Here is a 16,296-nt window from a genome sequence, read left to right on the forward strand (position 1 = left end):
AGGAGAGGACAATGGTTGCGGTAAGAAGTGCACATTTGAGTCAGGCAGGCGAATTCGATCATGAAAAATGGATCGCAACTCTTGGTATCGCAAGCCCGCAATCGTGTGAACGCTTAGCCAAAACCTGGGTCTATTGTGAGCAACAAACCCAGGGGCATCAGCATGCAGAACTGCTGCTCTGGCGCGGTGTGGAAATGGTTGAGATCCTCTCCACGCTCAGCATGGACATCGATACCCTGCGCGCTGCGCTGCTCTTTCCGCTAGCCGATGCGGGCGTGGTCACCGAAGAGGTGCTGGTCGAAAGCGTCGGTAAAGAGGTGGTAGACCTGGTTCACGGCGTGCGTGATATCGACGCGATCCGCCAGCTTAAGGCCGCGCACACGGATTCGGTTTCCGCCGAACAGGTGGATAACGTGCGCCGTATGCTGCTGGCGATGGTGGACGATTTCCGCTGCGTGGTCATCAAGCTGGCGGAACGCATCGCCCACCTGCGCGAAGTGAAAGACGCGCCGGAAGATGAACGCGTGCTCGCTGCAAAAGAGTGCACCAACATCTATGCCCCGCTGGCGAACCGTCTCGGCATTGGCCAGCTCAAATGGGAGCTCGAAGACTACTGCTTCCGCTATCTGCATCCTGATGAATACAAACGCATCGCAAAGCTGCTCCATGAACGCCGTATCGATCGCGAACACTACATCGAGGAGTTTGTCGGCGTACTGCGCAAGTCCATCAAGGAGGAGGGCGTTAAGGCAGAGGTGTACGGCCGGCCAAAACACATCTACAGCATCTGGCGCAAAATGCAGAAAAAGCATCTCGCCTTTGATGAGCTGTTTGACGTGCGCGCGGTGCGTATCGTCGCCGAGCGCTTGCAGGACTGCTACGCCGCGCTGGGGATTGTGCACACCCATTTCCGCCATCTGCCCGACGAGTTCGACGACTACGTCGCCAATCCGAAGCCCAACGGTTATCAGTCGATTCATACCGTTGTGCTGGGTCCGGACGGTAAAACCGTAGAGATCCAGATCCGCACCCGCCAGATGCATGAGGACGCCGAGCTCGGCGTTGCCGCCCACTGGAAGTACAAAGAGGGGGCGCAGCGCAGCGGCAATACCGGTCATGAAGATCGCATCGCGTGGCTGCGTAAGCTTATCGCCTGGCAGGAAGAGATGGCGGATTCCGGCGAAATGCTCGACGAAGTGCGCAGCCAGGTGTTTGACGACCGGGTTTACGTCTTTACGCCTAAAGGTGACGTGGTCGATCTGCCCGCGGGCTCAACGCCGCTGGATTTTGCCTACCACATCCACAGCGACGTGGGGCACCGCTGCATCGGCGCCAAGATAGGCGGGCGCATTGTGCCCTTTACCTATCAGCTGCAGATGGGCGACCAGATTGAAATCATCACCCAGAAACAGCCTAACCCAAGCCGGGACTGGCTGAACCCGAACCTCGGCTACGTCACCACCAGCCGGGGACGATCGAAAATTCACGCCTGGTTCCGCAAGCAGGATCGCGACAAGAATATTCTTGCCGGACGGCAGATTCTGGATGACGAACTTGAACGCCTCGGCATCAGCCTCAAAGAGGCGGAAAAGCACCTGCTGCCGCGCTACAACTTTAACGAAGTGGATGAACTGCTGGCCGCCATCGGTGGGGGCGATATACGCCTGAACCAGATGGTCAACTTCCTGCAGTCGCAGTTCAACAAGCCGAGTGCGGCAGAGGAGGACGCCGCCGCCCTGCGTCAGCTGCAGCAAAAAACCTATGCCCCGCAGGGCCGCAGCAAGGACAACGGCCGCGTGGTGGTAGAGGGGGTCGGCAACCTGATGCACCATATCGCCCGCTGCTGCCAGCCGATCCCAGGGGACGACATCGTTGGCTTTATTACCCAGGGGCGCGGCATCTCTATTCACAGCGTGGACTGCGATCAGCTGGCTGAACTCCAGTCGCATGCCCCGGAGCGCATCGTGGACGCGGTGTGGGGTGAAAGCTACTCTGCCGGTTACTCGCTGGTGGTGCGCGTCTCGGCGAATGACCGCAGCGGCCTGCTGCGTGACATCACCACCATCCTCGCTAACGAGAAGGTCAACGTGCTTGGTGTCACCAGCCACTCGGACACCCGTCAGCAGCTTGCCACCATTGATATGGAAATCGAGATTTACAACCAGCAGGTGCTGGGGCGCGTGCTGGGTAAACTCAATCAGGTGCCGGACGTCATTGATGCCCGGCGTCTGCACGGCGGCTAACATCCCCGACTCACCTCTCTCCCCCTCCCGTTTGGGAGGGGTGGGGCGCGAACGTGTTGCCCCCTCCGTTTATCAGTAAGGATCCAACATGAAACAGATCGACCGCCTGCTCGGCATCATGACGCGGCTGCGTGACCCGGAAAACGGCTGCCCGTGGGACAAAGAGCAAACCTTCTCCACCATTGCGCCCTATACCCTCGAAGAAACCTACGAGGTACTGGACGCCATCGAGCGTCAGGATTTCGACGATCTGCGCGGTGAGCTCGGCGACCTGCTGTTCCAGGTTGTGTTCTACGCCCGCATGGCGCAGGAAGAGGGCCGTTTCGACTTCGACGACATCTGCGCGGCCATCAGCGACAAGCTTGAGCGCCGTCATCCGCATATTTTCGGCGAGGCGCAAGCGCACACCAGCAGCGAAGTACTGGCCCGCTGGGAGCAAATCAAAAGCGATGAGCGCGCCGAGAAAGCGCAGCACTCGGCGCTGGACGACATCCCGGAGAGCCTGCCGGCCCTGATGCGCGCGCATAAAATTCAGAAGCGCTGTGCCGCCGTTGGCTTCGACTGGACCTCTATCGGGCCGGTGCTGGATAAAGTGCATGAAGAGATTGATGAAGTGATGCATGAGGCGCAGCAGGCGGTGATCGACGAAGCGAAGCTGGAAGAGGAGATTGGCGATCTGCTGTTTGCCACGGTAAACCTCTCTCGCCATCTGGGTTCCAAAGCCGAAACCGCACTGCAAAAGGCGAACCGTAAATTCGAACGCCGCTTCCGGCAGGTGGAAAGCATTATTGCCGCCCAGGGGCTGGTGATGAGCGATGCAACCCTGGAGCAGATGGAAGACGCCTGGCAGCAGGTTAAGCAGCAGGAACATGATATCTAAGGCCTTTTTCTTCTAAAGGCCCTTTCTGCCCTGAAGTAAACTGACAAGCGGTTGATTTGCGTCAAAAACATTTCCGTAAAAGCGGCTATTTTCATGAGCCTCCCAGGCGTCGCGTCATGACAAAGAACGCCACAGACGGGGCTTTAGCGGTAAAACGGGGCGGTAACAGCGTGAAGTGCAACAGACGGTGAGAATCTCTTTTGTGATAAAGGGCGAGGTAACCCAGACGGGTAGAGCGTGCAGCAGCCCGCAGACGGAGAAGGAAAGTTTGTGGCGCCCTGGCTGTTCGGGTATACTACTTTCCCGTCCTGGTTATCCACCGTCTTTTAAACCTAACTTCTCAGGTTCAGCATGACAACGAACTATATTTTTGTGACCGGCGGGGTCGTATCCTCTCTGGGTAAAGGCATTGCCGCAGCCTCCCTCGCAGCCATTCTCGAAGCCCGTGGCCTCAACGTGACCATCATGAAACTGGATCCGTATATCAACGTCGATCCGGGTACCATGAGTCCTATTCAGCACGGGGAAGTGTTCGTTACCGAAGACGGCGCTGAAACCGATCTTGACCTCGGCCACTACGAGCGTTTCATCCGTACCAAGATGAGCCGCCGCAACAACTTCACTACCGGCCGTATCTACTCTGACGTCCTGCGCAAAGAGCGCCGTGGCGACTACCTGGGCGCAACCGTTCAGGTGATTCCGCATATCACTAACGCCATTAAAGAGCGCATCATCGAAGGTGGTGAAGGCCACGACGTGGTGCTGGTTGAAATCGGCGGTACCGTAGGTGATATCGAATCCCTGCCGTTCCTTGAAGCGATTCGCCAGATGGCAGTGGAAGTGGGCCGCGAGCGCACGCTCTATATGCACCTGACCCTGGTGCCGTACATGGCCGCAGCCGGTGAAGTGAAAACCAAACCGACGCAGCACTCCGTAAAAGAGCTGCTCTCTATCGGTATTCAGCCAGATATTCTGATTTGCCGCTCCGATCGTGCTGTTCCGGCGAACGAACGCGCGAAAATTGCGTTGTTCTGTAATGTGCCAGAAAAAGCGGTAATTTCACTGAAAGACGTTGATTCTATTTATAAGATTCCAGGGATGTTGAAATCCCAGGGGCTGGACGATTATATTTGTAAACGATTCAGCCTGAACTGCGCAGAAGCAAATCTGGCAGAATGGGAACAGGTTATTTACGAAGAAGCCAATCCGTCAGGTGAAGTCACCATCGGTATGGTCGGGAAGTACATTGAACTGCCGGATGCGTATAAATCCGTTATCGAAGCGCTGAAGCACGGCGGGCTGAAAAATCGCCTCACCGTTAACATCAAGCTTATCGATTCGCAGGATGTGGAAACCCGCGGCGTAGAGGTCCTGAAAGATCTGGACGCCATCCTTATTCCCGGCGGCTTTGGCTACCGTGGCGTAGAGGGTAAAGTGGCGACCGCACGCTATGCGCGTGAAAACAATATTCCTTACCTTGGCATCTGCCTGGGTATGCAGGTTGCGCTGATGGAGTTTGCCCGTAACGTCGCGGGTATGGCTGACGCCAACTCCACGGAATTTGTGCCAGACTGTAAATACCCGGTCGTGGCGTTGATTACCGAATGGCGTGATGAGAACGGCAACGTTGAAGTACGTACCGAGAAGAGCGACCTCGGCGGCACCATGCGCCTCGGCGCGCAGCAGTGCCAGCTGTCTGAGGATAGCCGCGTACGTCAGCTGTACGGCACGCCAACTATCGTTGAGCGTCACCGTCATCGTTACGAAGTCAACAACATGTTGTTGAAGCAAATTGAAGCAGCAGGTCTGCATGTTGCAGGCCGTTCCGGTGATGATCAGCTGGTTGAAATCATCGAGGTTCCGAACCATCCGTGGTTTGTGGCCTGCCAGTTCCACCCGGAATTTACTTCCACCCCACGTGACGGGCATCCGCTGTTTGCCGGGTTTGTGAAAGCGGCAAGCGAGTACCAGAAGCGTCAGGCGAAGTAACAAGCAGTTATAACGGCAACGCGGCTTAGACGCCGATACGTTTCTCGCGGTAGCAGGGCATCACCGGTCGCCACAATTCAGTCGGCCGCTGAACGAAAGCCGCTACCGCGTGTCAGTTCAGGAAGCGCGTTGTTTGTCTGGAGTTTTAGTTTAACTTGCTAGAGGAAAACCCAATGTCCAAGATCGTTAAAGTCATCGGTCGTGAAATCATCGACTCCCGTGGTAACCCGACTGTTGAAGCCGAAGTTCACCTGGAAGGCGGTTTTGTCGGTATGGCTGCTGCTCCGTCAGGTGCTTCTACTGGTTCCCGCGAAGCGCTGGAACTGCGCGATGGCGACAAATCCCGTTTCCTGGGTAAAGGCGTAACCAAAGCCGTTGGCGCGGTTAACGGCCCGATTGCTCAGGCAATCCTTGGCAAAGATGCCAAAGATCAGGCTGGCATCGATAAGATCATGATCGATCTCGACGGTACCGAAAACAAATCTAACTTCGGTGCTAACGCCATTCTGGCTGTGTCTCTGGCGAACGCCAAAGCTGCTGCTGCCTCTAAAGGCCAGCCGCTGTATGAGCACATCGCTGAACTGAACGGCACCCCGGGTAAATTCTCCATGCCTCTGCCGATGATGAACATCATCAACGGCGGCGAGCACGCAGACAACAACGTTGATATCCAGGAATTCATGATTCAGCCGGTTGGCGCGAAAACTGTGAAAGAAGCCATCCGTATGGGTTCTGAAGTTTTCCATAACCTGGCGAAAGTCCTGAAATCCAAAGGCATGAGCACTGCCGTTGGTGACGAAGGCGGCTACGCGCCGAACCTGGGTTCTAACGCAGAAGCGCTGGCGGTTATCGCTGAAGCGGTTAAAGCAGCAGGCTACGAGCTGGGCAAAGACATCACCCTGGCGATGGACTGCGCTGCGTCTGAATTCTACAAAGACGGCAAGTACGTACTGGCTGGCGAAGGCAACAAAGCGTTCACCTCTGAAGAGTTCACCCACTTCCTGGAAGATCTGACCAAACAGTATCCGATCGTGTCCATCGAAGATGGCCTGGACGAATCTGACTGGGACGGCTTTGCTTACCAGACCAAAGTGCTGGGCGACAAAATCCAGCTGGTGGGTGACGATCTGTTCGTAACCAACACCAAGATCCTGAAAGAAGGTATCGAAAAAGGTATCGCTAACTCCATCCTGATTAAATTCAACCAGATCGGTTCTCTGACCGAAACGCTGGCTGCAATCAAGATGGCGAAAGATGCGGGCTACACTGCCGTTATCTCTCACCGCTCTGGCGAAACTGAAGATGCAACCATCGCTGACCTGGCGGTAGGTACTGCTGCAGGCCAGATCAAAACCGGTTCCATGAGCCGTTCTGACCGTGTTGCTAAATACAACCAGCTGATCCGTATCGAAGAAGCGCTGGGCGATCGTGCACCGTTCAACGGCCTGCGCGAAGTGAAAGGTCAGTAATTCGTTACTGCCGCATCACACAAAAAACCCGCTTCGGCGGGTTTTTTTATGGGTAAAAGGTAGCCAATTTCTTAATCTTTTTTTTGGGAAATATTGGGAGTTGCGCTTCACGGTCAGGAGGTCCAGTGTAGAGAGAGACCCTCACAGACAAGGAGACAGCGATGAAAGCAGCCGTAGTCAGCAAAGATCGTTCCGTAGAAATCATTGATAAAACCGTGCGTCCACTGGAACACGGCGAGGCGCTGCTGGGCATGGAGTGCTGCGGTGTATGTCATACCGACCTGCACGTGAAGAATGGCGATTTTGGCGATGTCACAGGCCGTACGCTGGGGCATGAAGGGATCGGTGTGGTTAAGGCCATCGGCCCTGGGGTAACCTCCCTCAAGGTTGGCGACCGGGCAAGCGTGGCGTGGTTTTTCCGTGGCTGCGGCCACTGCGAGTACTGTAACAGCGGCAACGAAACGCTGTGCCGCACCGTCACTAACGCGGGTTACACTGTCGATGGCGGGATGGCGGAAGAGTGCATTGTGGTAGCCGACTATGCGGTTAAGGTGCCTGACGGCCTCGATTCCGCCGCGGCGAGTAGCATTACCTGCGCGGGCGTCACCACCTATAAAGCGGTAAAAGTTTCCAATATCAAACCCGGCCAGTGGATCGTTATCTACGGGCTTGGCGGTCTCGGTAACCTCGCGCTGCAATACGCTAAAAACGTCTTTAACGCGAAGGTGATTGCGGTAGATGTTAACGATCTGCAGCTCGATTTCGCCAAAGAGAGCGGGGCCGATCTGGTGATCAACTCGCGCAACGAAGACGCGGCGAAGATCATTCAGGAGCAGACCGGTGGCGCCCACGCGGCGGTGGTGACCGCCGTGGCGAAGGCGGCGTTTAACTCTGCGGTAGACGCGGTACGCGCCGGAGCGCGAATTGTCGCGGTTGGCCTGCCGTCGGAGTCCATGAGCCTGAACATTCCCCGTCTGGTGCTGGACGGCATCGAAGTGGTCGGTTCGCTGGTGGGAACGCGCCAGGATCTGGCGGAAGCCTTCCAGTTCGCAGCCGAAGGAAAGGTTAAACCTACGGTGACCCTGCGCCCGCTGGAGGATATCAACGCCATTTTCCATGAAATGGAAAGCGGAAAAATCAAAGGCCGAATGGTCATCGATTTTAAGCATAAGTCAGTCCGTTAAGCGTTCGCTTAACGCTCAGGCACCGGCGTGCATCGCGTCGGTGCCACAACACATGACCTCAGCCGTGAGTTCTGCGATAATCGCGGTTTCCCGCAATCAAGAGTGAATCATGCAGTACCCGATTAATGAAATGTTCCAGACCCTGCAAGGCGAGGGTTACTTCACCGGCGTTCCCGCCATTTTCATCCGTTTACAGGGATGCCCGGTAGGCTGTGCCTGGTGCGACACCAAACACACCTGGGACAAATTGAGCGATCGGGAAGTGTCGCTGTTCAGCGTGCTCGCAAAAACCAAAGAGAGCGACAAATGGGGCGCGGCAAGCAGTGAAGATCTGCTGGCTATCATTGAGCGCCAGGGCTGGACGGCTCGCCATGTGGTGATCACCGGCGGTGAACCCTGTATCCACGATCTGATGCCGCTGACCATGGCGCTCGAAGCGCTGGGCTTTAGCTGCCAGATTGAAACCAGCGGAACGCATGACGTGCGCTGTACGACGGGCACCTGGGTGACGGTATCCCCGAAGGTGAATATGAAAGGTGGGTACGATGTGATTGCGCAGGCGCTGCAGCGTGCGGATGAGATCAAACACCCGGTTGGGCGGATGCGCGACATCGAAGCGCTCGACGATCTGCTGGCGACCCTGAAGGATGAGAAACAGCGCGTTATCGCCCTGCAGCCTATCAGCCAGAAAGAGGATGCCACCCGGCTATGCATCGAAACCTGTATCGCCCGCAACTGGCGGCTGTCGATGCAGACGCACAAATACCTGAATATCGCCTGATTCTCTCCGGCCTGACCCTCTCCCGACAGGAGAGGGACCTCTGGCGCACTCCCGTTTTGTTCAGCAGCACACCTTTCTCTGATCAGAGAAGGGGATTACTCGCCGCGGTATACGCAGCCGGCGGTGCAGGTTTCTTTCACCATGACCGCGCTTAGCAGCGGCAGCACCGGCTTCATCTCATTCCAGATCCAGGCCGCCAGCACTTCGCTGGTGGGATTTTCCAGGCCCGGGATCTCATTCAGATAGTAGTGGTCAAGGCGGTTATAGACCGGTTTGAACGCCGCCTTCAGCTCGGCAAAATCCATTACCCAGCCGGTATGCGCGTCCACCTCGCCGGTTATTTCCAGGCGCACCATAAAGGAGTGACCGTGCAGGCGTCCGCACTTGTGGCCTTCCGGCACGTTCGGTAAATGGTGAGCGGCTTCGAAGGTGAAATCTTTAAACAGCGTGGTAGGCATAACAGAGTCTCAGAAAGGCTAAAAACCGCCGCATAGTACCGGAACTGGCTTTTTTTCGCATTAGCTAAAACCCGCATTAACGCCCTGCGGGAAAATGCTGCGTCCCGACCACTTTAAGAATCAATAATATCAATGGGTTAATTAACCACTTTTAACACTAATAACTACCCGAAAAAACGATTAGTCGATTTGGTTATTTAATATTTCCAACCCTTCTTTAATTGTTATTATTCCGGCCGTTACCCTGATACCCATCATTATTTGCGCGGCAGCGGGCGACGCTTTTTGCCTGATGCGCGTTCTGACCAACAGGTGCCGAAAAAGCGGATAACCGTTACCCGGCAGCGTAAATGCGTCAGGCTAGCCATAAACCAATAAATCAGGTGCATTTCTTGCTGTTTCAACCTGAACACAGCCTTGCTTACTGGAACTCAACAACGCATGACGACTCAGGCCCCACCTTCAGCACCGCTCCCGCTTAATCCGGAGCAGATGGCGCGCCTCCAGGCCGCTACTAACGACCTTACGCCCACGCAGCTGGCCTGGGTATCCGGCTATTTCTGGGGCGTGCTCAATCAGCAGCCCGGCGCTACGGCGCTCGCCCAGCCAGCCGCCCCCGAGATGCCCGGCATAACCATCATTTCCGCCTCCCAGACCGGGAACGCCCGTCGCGTGGCGGAAGCGCTGCGCGACGATCTGCTGGCTGAAAAGCTGAGCGTCAACCTGGTCAATGCCGGGGACTACAAGTTCAAGCAGATCGCGTCGGAAAAACTGCTGGTGGTGGTGACCTCCACCCAGGGTGAGGGCGAGCCGCCGGAAGAGGCCGTCGCGCTGCACAAGTTTCTGTTTTCTAAAAAGGCGCCGAAGCTCGACGGCACCGCCTTTGCGGTCTTCAGCCTCGGCGACAGCTCCTATGAGTTCTTCTGCCAGTCAGGGAAAGATTTCGACAACAAACTCGCCGAGCTTGGTGCCGAGCGTCTGCTCGACCGTGTCGATGCCGACGTGGAGTACCAGGAGCTGGCCACCGCCTGGCGCGCACGCGTGGTGTCGGTATTGAAAGACCGGGCGCCAGCCGCCTCGGGCGCACAGGTCGCCACTGCGGCCAGCGGTGCGGTAAACCAGGTCGATTCCACCCCGTACACCAAAGAGCAGCCGCTGACCGCTACGCTTGCGGTAAACCAGAAAATCACCGGCCGCGCCTCGGATAAGGACGTGCGCCACCTGGAGATCGATCTTGGCGACTCCGGCCTGCGTTACCAGCCTGGCGATGCGCTCGGCGTCTGGTATCAGAACGATCCGGCGCTGGTGAAGGAACTGGTGGAACTGCTGTGGCTGACCGGCGATGAGCTGGTTCAGCACGAGGGCAAAAGCATTGCCCTGCGTGAGGCGCTGCAGTGGCATTTTGAGCTGACGGTCAACACGTCCGCTATCGTTGAGAATTATGCCGCCCTGTCACGCAACGAGACGCTGCTGGCGATGGTGGGCGATAAAAACAAGCTGCAGCACTACGCTGCGCTGACGCCAATTGTCGACATGGTGCGTTTCGCGCCGGCACAGCTTGACGCCGAACAGCTTACCGGCCTGCTGCGTCCGCTCACCCCGCGCCTTTACTCGATCGCCTCGTCCCAGGCGGAAGTGGAAAACGAAGTGCACATTACCGTTGGGGTCGTGCGCTACGACGTAGAAGGCCGCGCCCGCGCGGGCGGCGCCTCGAGCTTCCTCGCCGATCGCGTTGAGGAGGATGGCGAGGTACGGGTGTTCATCGAGCACAACGACAATTTCCGCCTGCCGGCCAACCCGGAAACCCCGGTGATCATGATAGGCCCGGGCACTGGTATTGCGCCGTTCCGCGCCTTTATGCAGCAGCGCGCCGCCGATGAGGCACCCGGGAAAAACTGGCTGTTCTTCGGCAACCCGCACTTCACCGAAGATTTCCTGTATCAGGTCGAGTGGCAGCGCTACGTCAAAGAGGGCGTGCTGACCCGCATCGATCTCGCCTGGTCACGGGATCAGGAACATAAAATATACGTACAAGACAAACTGCGCGAACAGGGCGCAGAGCTGTGGCGCTGGATCAACGAAGAAGGCGCGCACATTTACGTCTGCGGCGATGCCAGTCGCATGGCCAAAGACGTTGAGCAGGCTTTACTGGACGCGATCGTCGAGTTTGGTGGCATGGACACCGACGCGGCGGATGAATATTTAAGTGAGCTGCGCGTTGAGCGCCGTTATCAGCGAGATGTCTACTAATGAGCGATAAACACCCAGGCCCTCTGGTGGTCGAAGGCAAACTGGCCGATGCCGAGCGCATGAAGGGCGAGAGCAACTATCTGCGCGGTACCATCGCGGAAGATCTCAACAACGGTCTGACCGGCGGATTCAATGGCGACAACTTCCTGCTGATCCGTTTCCACGGCATGTATCAGCAGGACGATCGCGATATTCGCGCCGAGCGTGCGGAGCAGAAGCTGGAGCCGCGTCATGCAATGATGCTGCGCTGCCGTCTGCCGGGCGGCATCATCACCACGCGTCAGTGGCAGGCCATTGATAAGTTCGCGGCGGATAAGACCCTGTACGGCAGCATTCGTATCACCAACCGTCAGACCTTTCAGTTCCACGGTATTCTCAAGAAGAACGTGAAGCCGGCGCACCAGATGCTGCACGAAGTGGGCCTCGACGCGCTGGCAACGGCGAACGACGTTAACCGTAACGTGCTCTGCACCTCCAATCCGGTTGAGTCGGTGCTGCACGCCGAAGCGTACGAATGGGCAAAAAAGCTCTCCGAACATCTGCTGCCCCAGACCCGCGCCTATGCGGAGATCTGGCACGACGGCGAAAAGGTGGCGACCACCGACGAGGAGCCGATCCTCGGGAAAACCTATCTGCCGCGTAAGTTCAAAACCACGGTGGTGATCCCGCCGCAGAACGACGTCGATCTGCACGCCAACGACATGAACTTTATCGCTATCGCCGAGAGCGGCAGACTGGTGGGCTTCAACCTGCTGGTAGGCGGCGGGCTGTCGATTGAGCACGGCAACAAGAAAACCTACGCCCGTACCGCGAGCGAATTCGGCTATATCCCGCTCGAGCACACCCTGGCGGTGGCGGAAGCGGTGGTCACGACCCAGCGCGACTGGGGCAACCGTACCGACCGTAAAAATGCCAAAACCAAATACACGCTTGAGCGCGTCGGTGTCGAAACGTTCAAAGCGGAAGTGGAGCGCCGCGCGGGCATCACCTTTGCGCCGACCCGCCCCTACGAATTCACCGGACGCGGCGACCGCATCGGCTGGGTGAAGGGCATTGACGACCAGTGGCACCTGACGCTGTTTATCGAAAATGGCCGTATTCTCGACTACCCGGATCGTCCGTTAAAAACCGGTCTGCTGGAAATTGCTAAGATCCATAAAGGGGATTTCCGCTTAACCGCGAATCAGAACCTGATCGTGGCGGGCGTGCCGGAGAGCGAGAAAGCGAAAATTGAGCAACTGGCGGTCACCCACGGGCTGATGAACGCCGTGACGCCGCAGCGTGAAAACTCGATGGCCTGCGTCTCCTTCCCGACCTGTCCGCTGGCGATGGCCGAAGCCGAGCGCTTCCTGCCGTCGTTCGTTGATAAGGTGGAAGCGACGATGGCTAAACACGGCGTGGGCGACGATCACATCGTGATGCGCGTCACTGGCTGCCCGAACGGCTGCGGCCGCGCGATGCTGGCAGAGGTGGGGCTGGTGGGCAAAGCGCCGGGCCGCTACAACCTGCACATCGGTGGCAACCGCATCGGGACGCGTATCCCTCGCATGTACAAAGAAAACATCACCGAGCCGGAGATCCTGGCGTCGCTTGATGAACTGGTAGGGCGCTGGGCGAAAGAGCGCGAGGCGGGGGAAGGATTCGGCGATTTCACCGTGCGCAGCGGCATCATTCGTCCGGTGCTCGACCCGGCGCGTGATTTCTGGGAATAACGCTCCAACGACACAATCGTGAGGTGAACATGGCTTTACTCGATCTCAACGCGCTACATACGCTGTCCGGCCCGGATCGGGCGGAGGTGCTGGCAGGCACCAACGCGCAACTGGAAGCCCTGAGCGCGGAAGCGCGCGTGGCATGGGCGCTGGAGCATCTGCCGGGGGAGTTTGTGCTCTCCTCCAGCTTCGGTATTCAGGCGGCGGTCTGTCTGCATCTGGTGACCCGGCAGCGGCCGGATATTCCGGTGATCCTGACCGATACCGGCTATCTGTTCCCGGAAACCTACCGGTTCATCGACGAGCTGACCGACAAACTGAACCTCAATCTGCAGGTCTATCGGGCCGCGCAAAGCCCGGCCTGGCAGGAGGCGCGCTACGGTAAGCTGTGGGAGCAGGGCGTAACGGGCATTGAGAAGTACAACGAGATCAACAAAGTGGAGCCGATGAACCGCGCCCTGAAGGAGCTCGGCGCGCAAACCTGGTTTGCCGGCCTGCGCCGTGAACAGTCCGGTAGCCGCGCCGAGCTGCCGGTGCTCGGCGTCCAGCGCGGAATATTTAAGGTGCTGCCGATCATCGACTGGGACAACCGCACCGTTTACCAGTATCTGCAAAAGCACGGCCTGAAATACCATCCGCTGTGGGATGAGGGCTATCTGTCGGTGGGGGATACCCACACCACCCGTAAGTGGGAACCGGGCATGGCGGAAGAGGAGACCCGGTTCTTCGGCCTGAAACGCGAGTGCGGACTGCACGAGGGGTAAAGGCCTGCACGGCGTGATGCGTACAACGGGGGAGCTACGGCTCCCCCGTTGTTATTTTCGGGCCGCCTGCTCCGGAGAGGGATGCACGGTGCCGATCGGAATCCTGTCACCCTTGAGCGGTGTGTCTTCCGGCTGCAATTCAGCGGTCGCCAGCCCGGTAATCAGCGGCAGCAGCACGTTCACCACGTCGCGGCTGCGCTTTTCAATGCGCCCAGGCAGAGCCTTATCCAGATGGGCGAGGCTGTCGAGCTTCGGATCGTGCCAGGCGTAGCCGTCCGGGAAGGCGCGGCTTTTGGTGACCTGCTGGTAGCCATCATGCTTGCCCAGCGACCAGTTCGTCGCTTCCACGCTCAGCACCGGTACGCCGTAGTCATCGAAGGCGTCTGCGTCATTACAGCAGCCGGTGCCTTTGGGGTAGGTCGGGTTCAAGCCGGGATTGATGGCGGCGCGGATCCCTTTTCGCGCGGCGATAGCCAGCGCGCGGTCGCGGGTCAGTTTCGTTACCGCCGCCGGGGTATTTTTCCCGCTGTTGAAGTAGAGCCGGTCGCCGACAATCAGGTTATCCAGGTTAATGACCAGCAGGGTGTTAGCCCGCTCCTGGGCGCTCATCTTCTCGACGTAGTTGGTGGAGCCGAACCGCCCCTCCTCTTCACCGCTGGTGGCAATAAAGCGCAGCGTGTAGCCGGTCGGCACATCGCGCAGCCGTTCGGCCAGCTCCAGCATTACCCCGACCCCCGCCGCGTTATCGTCCACGCCCTGGTAGCTCAACCCGCCCAGGTTGTGGTTGGTGTCGCGATCGTTTTGCGGTGCGAAGGTGTCGAGATGCGCCATGACGATAATCTGGTACGGTGACGCCGCCTTTTTACCGGCGATCACCATATGGCCCTGCACATGCTGCCAGTCGACGCGGCGGGCGGCGTGGCGGTAGGGGTAGTGAATATCCAGGCGGCGGATATCGCTCTGATACCCAAGGCGCGTGAACTGCTGATTCACATAGTCGGCGGCGAGCATCTCGGCGGGTGAGCCGGTCATTCTGCCGGGAAAGACGGTAGCGATGTATCGGGTATGTTGGGCGGCAATCGAGCCGGGTTTGTCGTTGGGCGTTTGGGCAACGGCAACCGGAGAGAGGCACACGCCAAGAGCTGCGTACATAACAGCGCGGCGCAACGCGGAAAACATAACTCATCCTTTGAATGGGGTCAGAACCGGGAATGGCTTCAAATTGTAAGTAATTCGAAAATTCATTGCCCGGATTAATTACTGTCGTCCGACTATTTTGCGCCGCGTTAGCACTTTTTGCGATTAGCTTTTTCCGACGTTTATTCTTTTGTGGAACTACTCATTCCAATTGGTAATTTCATTCGCTGTGCCACGGCCCCTATAGTCACCTCTGGCTCGGTAGGTAAACGCGCTGTGTGGTCGTGAAACGCTTCCCCTGTTCACCTCGCTAACAGGTCATCGCGCGCGATGACCAGACGTTTGCCATCACGCCGGGCCCCGGGAAGGCGGTGGCGTGACGTCGCCCGCCAGGTTTCCCCCTTATCACCAGACGGAGGGCTATCGGCCCTTCGCAGTGGACCCGGCCAGACGCCGGACCACGCTGATTGCAACGTTAATGCCTGGCGTGACCGGGCCGGAAAGGAAAGGATATGGATCAGAAACGACTCACCCATTTGCGACAGCTGGAGGCGGAAAGCATCCATATCATCCGTGAAGTGGCGGCCGAATTCGCGAATCCGGTGATGATGTACTCCATCGGCAAAGATTCGTCGGTGATGCTGCACCTGGCGCGCAAGGCGTTCTATCCAGGCACGCTGCCGTTCCCGCTGCTGCACGTCGATACCGGCTGGAAATTCCGCGAGATGTACGAGTTTCGCGACCGCACCGCGAAAGCCTATGGCTGTGAGCTGCTGGTGCATAAGAACCCGGAAGGGGTGGCGATGGGGATCAACCCGTTTGTCCACGGCAGCGCCAAGCACACCGATATCATGAAAACCGAAGGGCTGAAGCAGGCGCTGAACAAGTACGGCTTCGATGCGGCCTTCGGCGGCGCACGCCGCGACGAGGAAAAATCCCGCGCCAAAGAGCGTATCTACTCCTTCCGCGACCGCTTCCACCGCTGGGACCCGAAAAACCAGCGTCCGGAGCTGTGGCACAACTACAACGGCCAGATTAATAAAGGCGAAAGCATCCGCGTGTTCCCGCTCTCCAACTGGACCGAGCTGGATATCTGGCAGTACATCTATCTGGAAAAAATCGACATCGTTCCGCTTTACCTGGCGGCCGAGCGGCCGGTGCTGGAGCGTGACGGTATGCTGATGATGATTGACGACGACCGCATCGACCTCCAGCCGGGCGAAACCATTGAGCAGCGCATGGTGCGTTTCCGTACCCTCGGCTGCTGGCCGCTCACCGGCGCGGTGGAGTCATCCGCGCAGACGCTGCCGGAGATCATCGAGGAGATGCTGGTCTCCACCACCAGCGAACGCCAGGGGCGCGTCATCGACCGCGACCAGTCAGGCTCTATGGAGCTGAAGAAACGCCAGGGTTATTTCTAAGGAGCCGT

12 protein-coding genes are annotated in these 16,296 nt (G+C 57.9%); 10 read left to right on the top strand and 2 right to left on the bottom strand.

What is annotated here, in order from left to right:
- The first annotated feature begins 11 nt into the window (after positions 1-11).
- From relA to queE, 6 genes are all read left to right on the top strand, one after another.
- A complete protein-coding gene (gene relA, locus DW58_RS15170; RefSeq protein WP_024548235.1) occupies positions 12-2,243 on the top strand; it encodes a GTP diphosphokinase in 2,232 nt (743 codons plus the stop codon).
- A gap of 88 nt (positions 2,244-2,331) precedes the next feature.
- Complete coding sequence (gene mazG, locus DW58_RS15175; RefSeq protein ID WP_024548234.1) at positions 2,332-3,123, top strand: nucleoside triphosphate pyrophosphohydrolase; 792 nt, start codon at positions 2,332-2,334, stop codon at positions 3,121-3,123.
- Positions 3,124-3,474: 351 nt separating this feature from the next.
- Positions 3,475-5,112 carry a glutamine hydrolyzing CTP synthase gene (gene pyrG / locus DW58_RS15180; RefSeq protein WP_024548233.1) on the top strand — a complete coding sequence of 546 codons (1,638 nt, stop codon included), beginning with the start codon at positions 3,475-3,477 and terminating at the stop codon, positions 5,110-5,112.
- 173 nt (positions 5,113-5,285) lie between these two features.
- Positions 5,286-6,581 (top strand): phosphopyruvate hydratase, encoded by a 1,296-nt coding sequence (gene eno, locus DW58_RS15185; RefSeq protein WP_024548232.1) that lies wholly within the window; start codon positions 5,286-5,288, stop codon positions 6,579-6,581.
- 161 nt (positions 6,582-6,742) lie between these two features.
- Positions 6,743-7,765: an alcohol dehydrogenase AdhP gene (adhP, locus tag DW58_RS15190; protein WP_024548231.1), complete on the top strand. Its 1,023-nt coding sequence runs from the start codon at positions 6,743-6,745 to the stop codon at positions 7,763-7,765.
- Between the two features lie 109 nt (positions 7,766-7,874).
- A complete protein-coding gene (gene queE / locus DW58_RS15195) occupies positions 7,875-8,546 on the top strand; it encodes a 7-carboxy-7-deazaguanine synthase QueE (RefSeq protein ID WP_024548230.1) in 672 nt (223 codons plus the stop codon).
- A gap of 95 nt (positions 8,547-8,641) precedes the next feature.
- Here the strand turns inward: queE and queD are convergent, their stop codons facing one another.
- Positions 8,642-9,004, bottom strand: a complete 363-nt coding sequence (gene queD, locus DW58_RS15200) for a 6-carboxytetrahydropterin synthase QueD (protein WP_024548229.1) — start codon at positions 9,002-9,004, stop codon at positions 8,642-8,644.
- Between the two features lie 441 nt (positions 9,005-9,445).
- Between queD and cysJ the strand changes: the two genes are divergently transcribed.
- From cysJ to cysH, 3 genes are read left to right on the top strand one after another with little or no spacing between them, the layout of a single operon-like run.
- On the top strand, positions 9,446-11,254 hold the full coding sequence (cysJ, locus tag DW58_RS15205; protein WP_029593064.1) for an NADPH-dependent assimilatory sulfite reductase flavoprotein subunit: 1,809 nt from the start codon (positions 9,446-9,448) through the stop codon (positions 11,252-11,254).
- Positions 11,254-12,966, top strand: coding sequence for an assimilatory sulfite reductase (NADPH) hemoprotein subunit (cysI, locus tag DW58_RS15210; RefSeq protein ID WP_024547893.1), 1,713 nt, complete (start codon positions 11,254-11,256; stop codon positions 12,964-12,966). The genes cysJ and cysI overlap by 1 nt, the downstream gene beginning before the upstream one ends.
- A 29-nt stretch (positions 12,967-12,995) precedes the next feature.
- Positions 12,996-13,730, top strand: coding sequence for a phosphoadenosine phosphosulfate reductase (gene cysH / locus DW58_RS15215; RefSeq protein ID WP_024547894.1), 735 nt, complete (start codon positions 12,996-12,998; stop codon positions 13,728-13,730).
- A gap of 51 nt (positions 13,731-13,781) precedes the next feature.
- On the opposite strand, the gene DW58_RS15220 is transcribed toward cysH, so the two are convergent.
- Entirely contained in the window at positions 13,782-14,909 is a 1,128-nt protein-coding gene (locus tag DW58_RS15220) for an aminopeptidase (protein WP_024547895.1), read from the bottom strand.
- A gap of 470 nt (positions 14,910-15,379) precedes the next feature.
- Here DW58_RS15220 and cysD point away from each other — a divergent pair, with 470 nt between their 5' ends.
- The gene (gene cysD / locus DW58_RS15225) at positions 15,380-16,288 is read left to right on the top strand and encodes a sulfate adenylyltransferase subunit CysD (RefSeq protein ID WP_024547987.1); all 909 of its coding nucleotides are present in this window, start codon (positions 15,380-15,382) and stop codon (positions 16,286-16,288) included.
- Positions 16,289-16,296 lie beyond the last annotated feature (8 nt).

Source organism: Siccibacter turicensis LMG 23730, assembly GCF_000463155.2.
GTDB lineage: Bacteria > Pseudomonadota > Gammaproteobacteria > Enterobacterales > Enterobacteriaceae > Siccibacter > Siccibacter turicensis.

Coding starts and splice junctions, on each gene's coding strand:
- relA (WP_024548235.1), top strand. CDS start 12: ATGGTTGCGGTAAGAAGTGCACATTTGAGTCAGGCAGGCGAATTCGAT.
- mazG (WP_024548234.1), top strand. CDS start 2,332: ATGAAACAGATCGACCGCCTGCTCGGCATCATGACGCGGCTGCGTGAC.
- pyrG (WP_024548233.1), top strand. CDS start 3,475: ATGACAACGAACTATATTTTTGTGACCGGCGGGGTCGTATCCTCTCTG.
- eno (WP_024548232.1), top strand. CDS start 5,286: ATGTCCAAGATCGTTAAAGTCATCGGTCGTGAAATCATCGACTCCCGT.
- adhP (WP_024548231.1), top strand. CDS start 6,743: ATGAAAGCAGCCGTAGTCAGCAAAGATCGTTCCGTAGAAATCATTGAT.
- queE (WP_024548230.1), top strand. CDS start 7,875: ATGCAGTACCCGATTAATGAAATGTTCCAGACCCTGCAAGGCGAGGGT.
- queD (WP_024548229.1), bottom strand. CDS start 9,004: ATGCCTACCACGCTGTTTAAAGATTTCACCTTCGAAGCCGCTCACCAT.
- cysJ (WP_029593064.1), top strand. CDS start 9,446: ATGACGACTCAGGCCCCACCTTCAGCACCGCTCCCGCTTAATCCGGAG.
- cysI (WP_024547893.1), top strand. CDS start 11,254: ATGAGCGATAAACACCCAGGCCCTCTGGTGGTCGAAGGCAAACTGGCC.
- cysH (WP_024547894.1), top strand. CDS start 12,996: ATGGCTTTACTCGATCTCAACGCGCTACATACGCTGTCCGGCCCGGAT.
- DW58_RS15220 (WP_024547895.1), bottom strand. CDS start 14,909: ATGTTTTCCGCGTTGCGCCGCGCTGTTATGTACGCAGCTCTTGGCGTG.
- cysD (WP_024547987.1), top strand. CDS start 15,380: ATGGATCAGAAACGACTCACCCATTTGCGACAGCTGGAGGCGGAAAGC.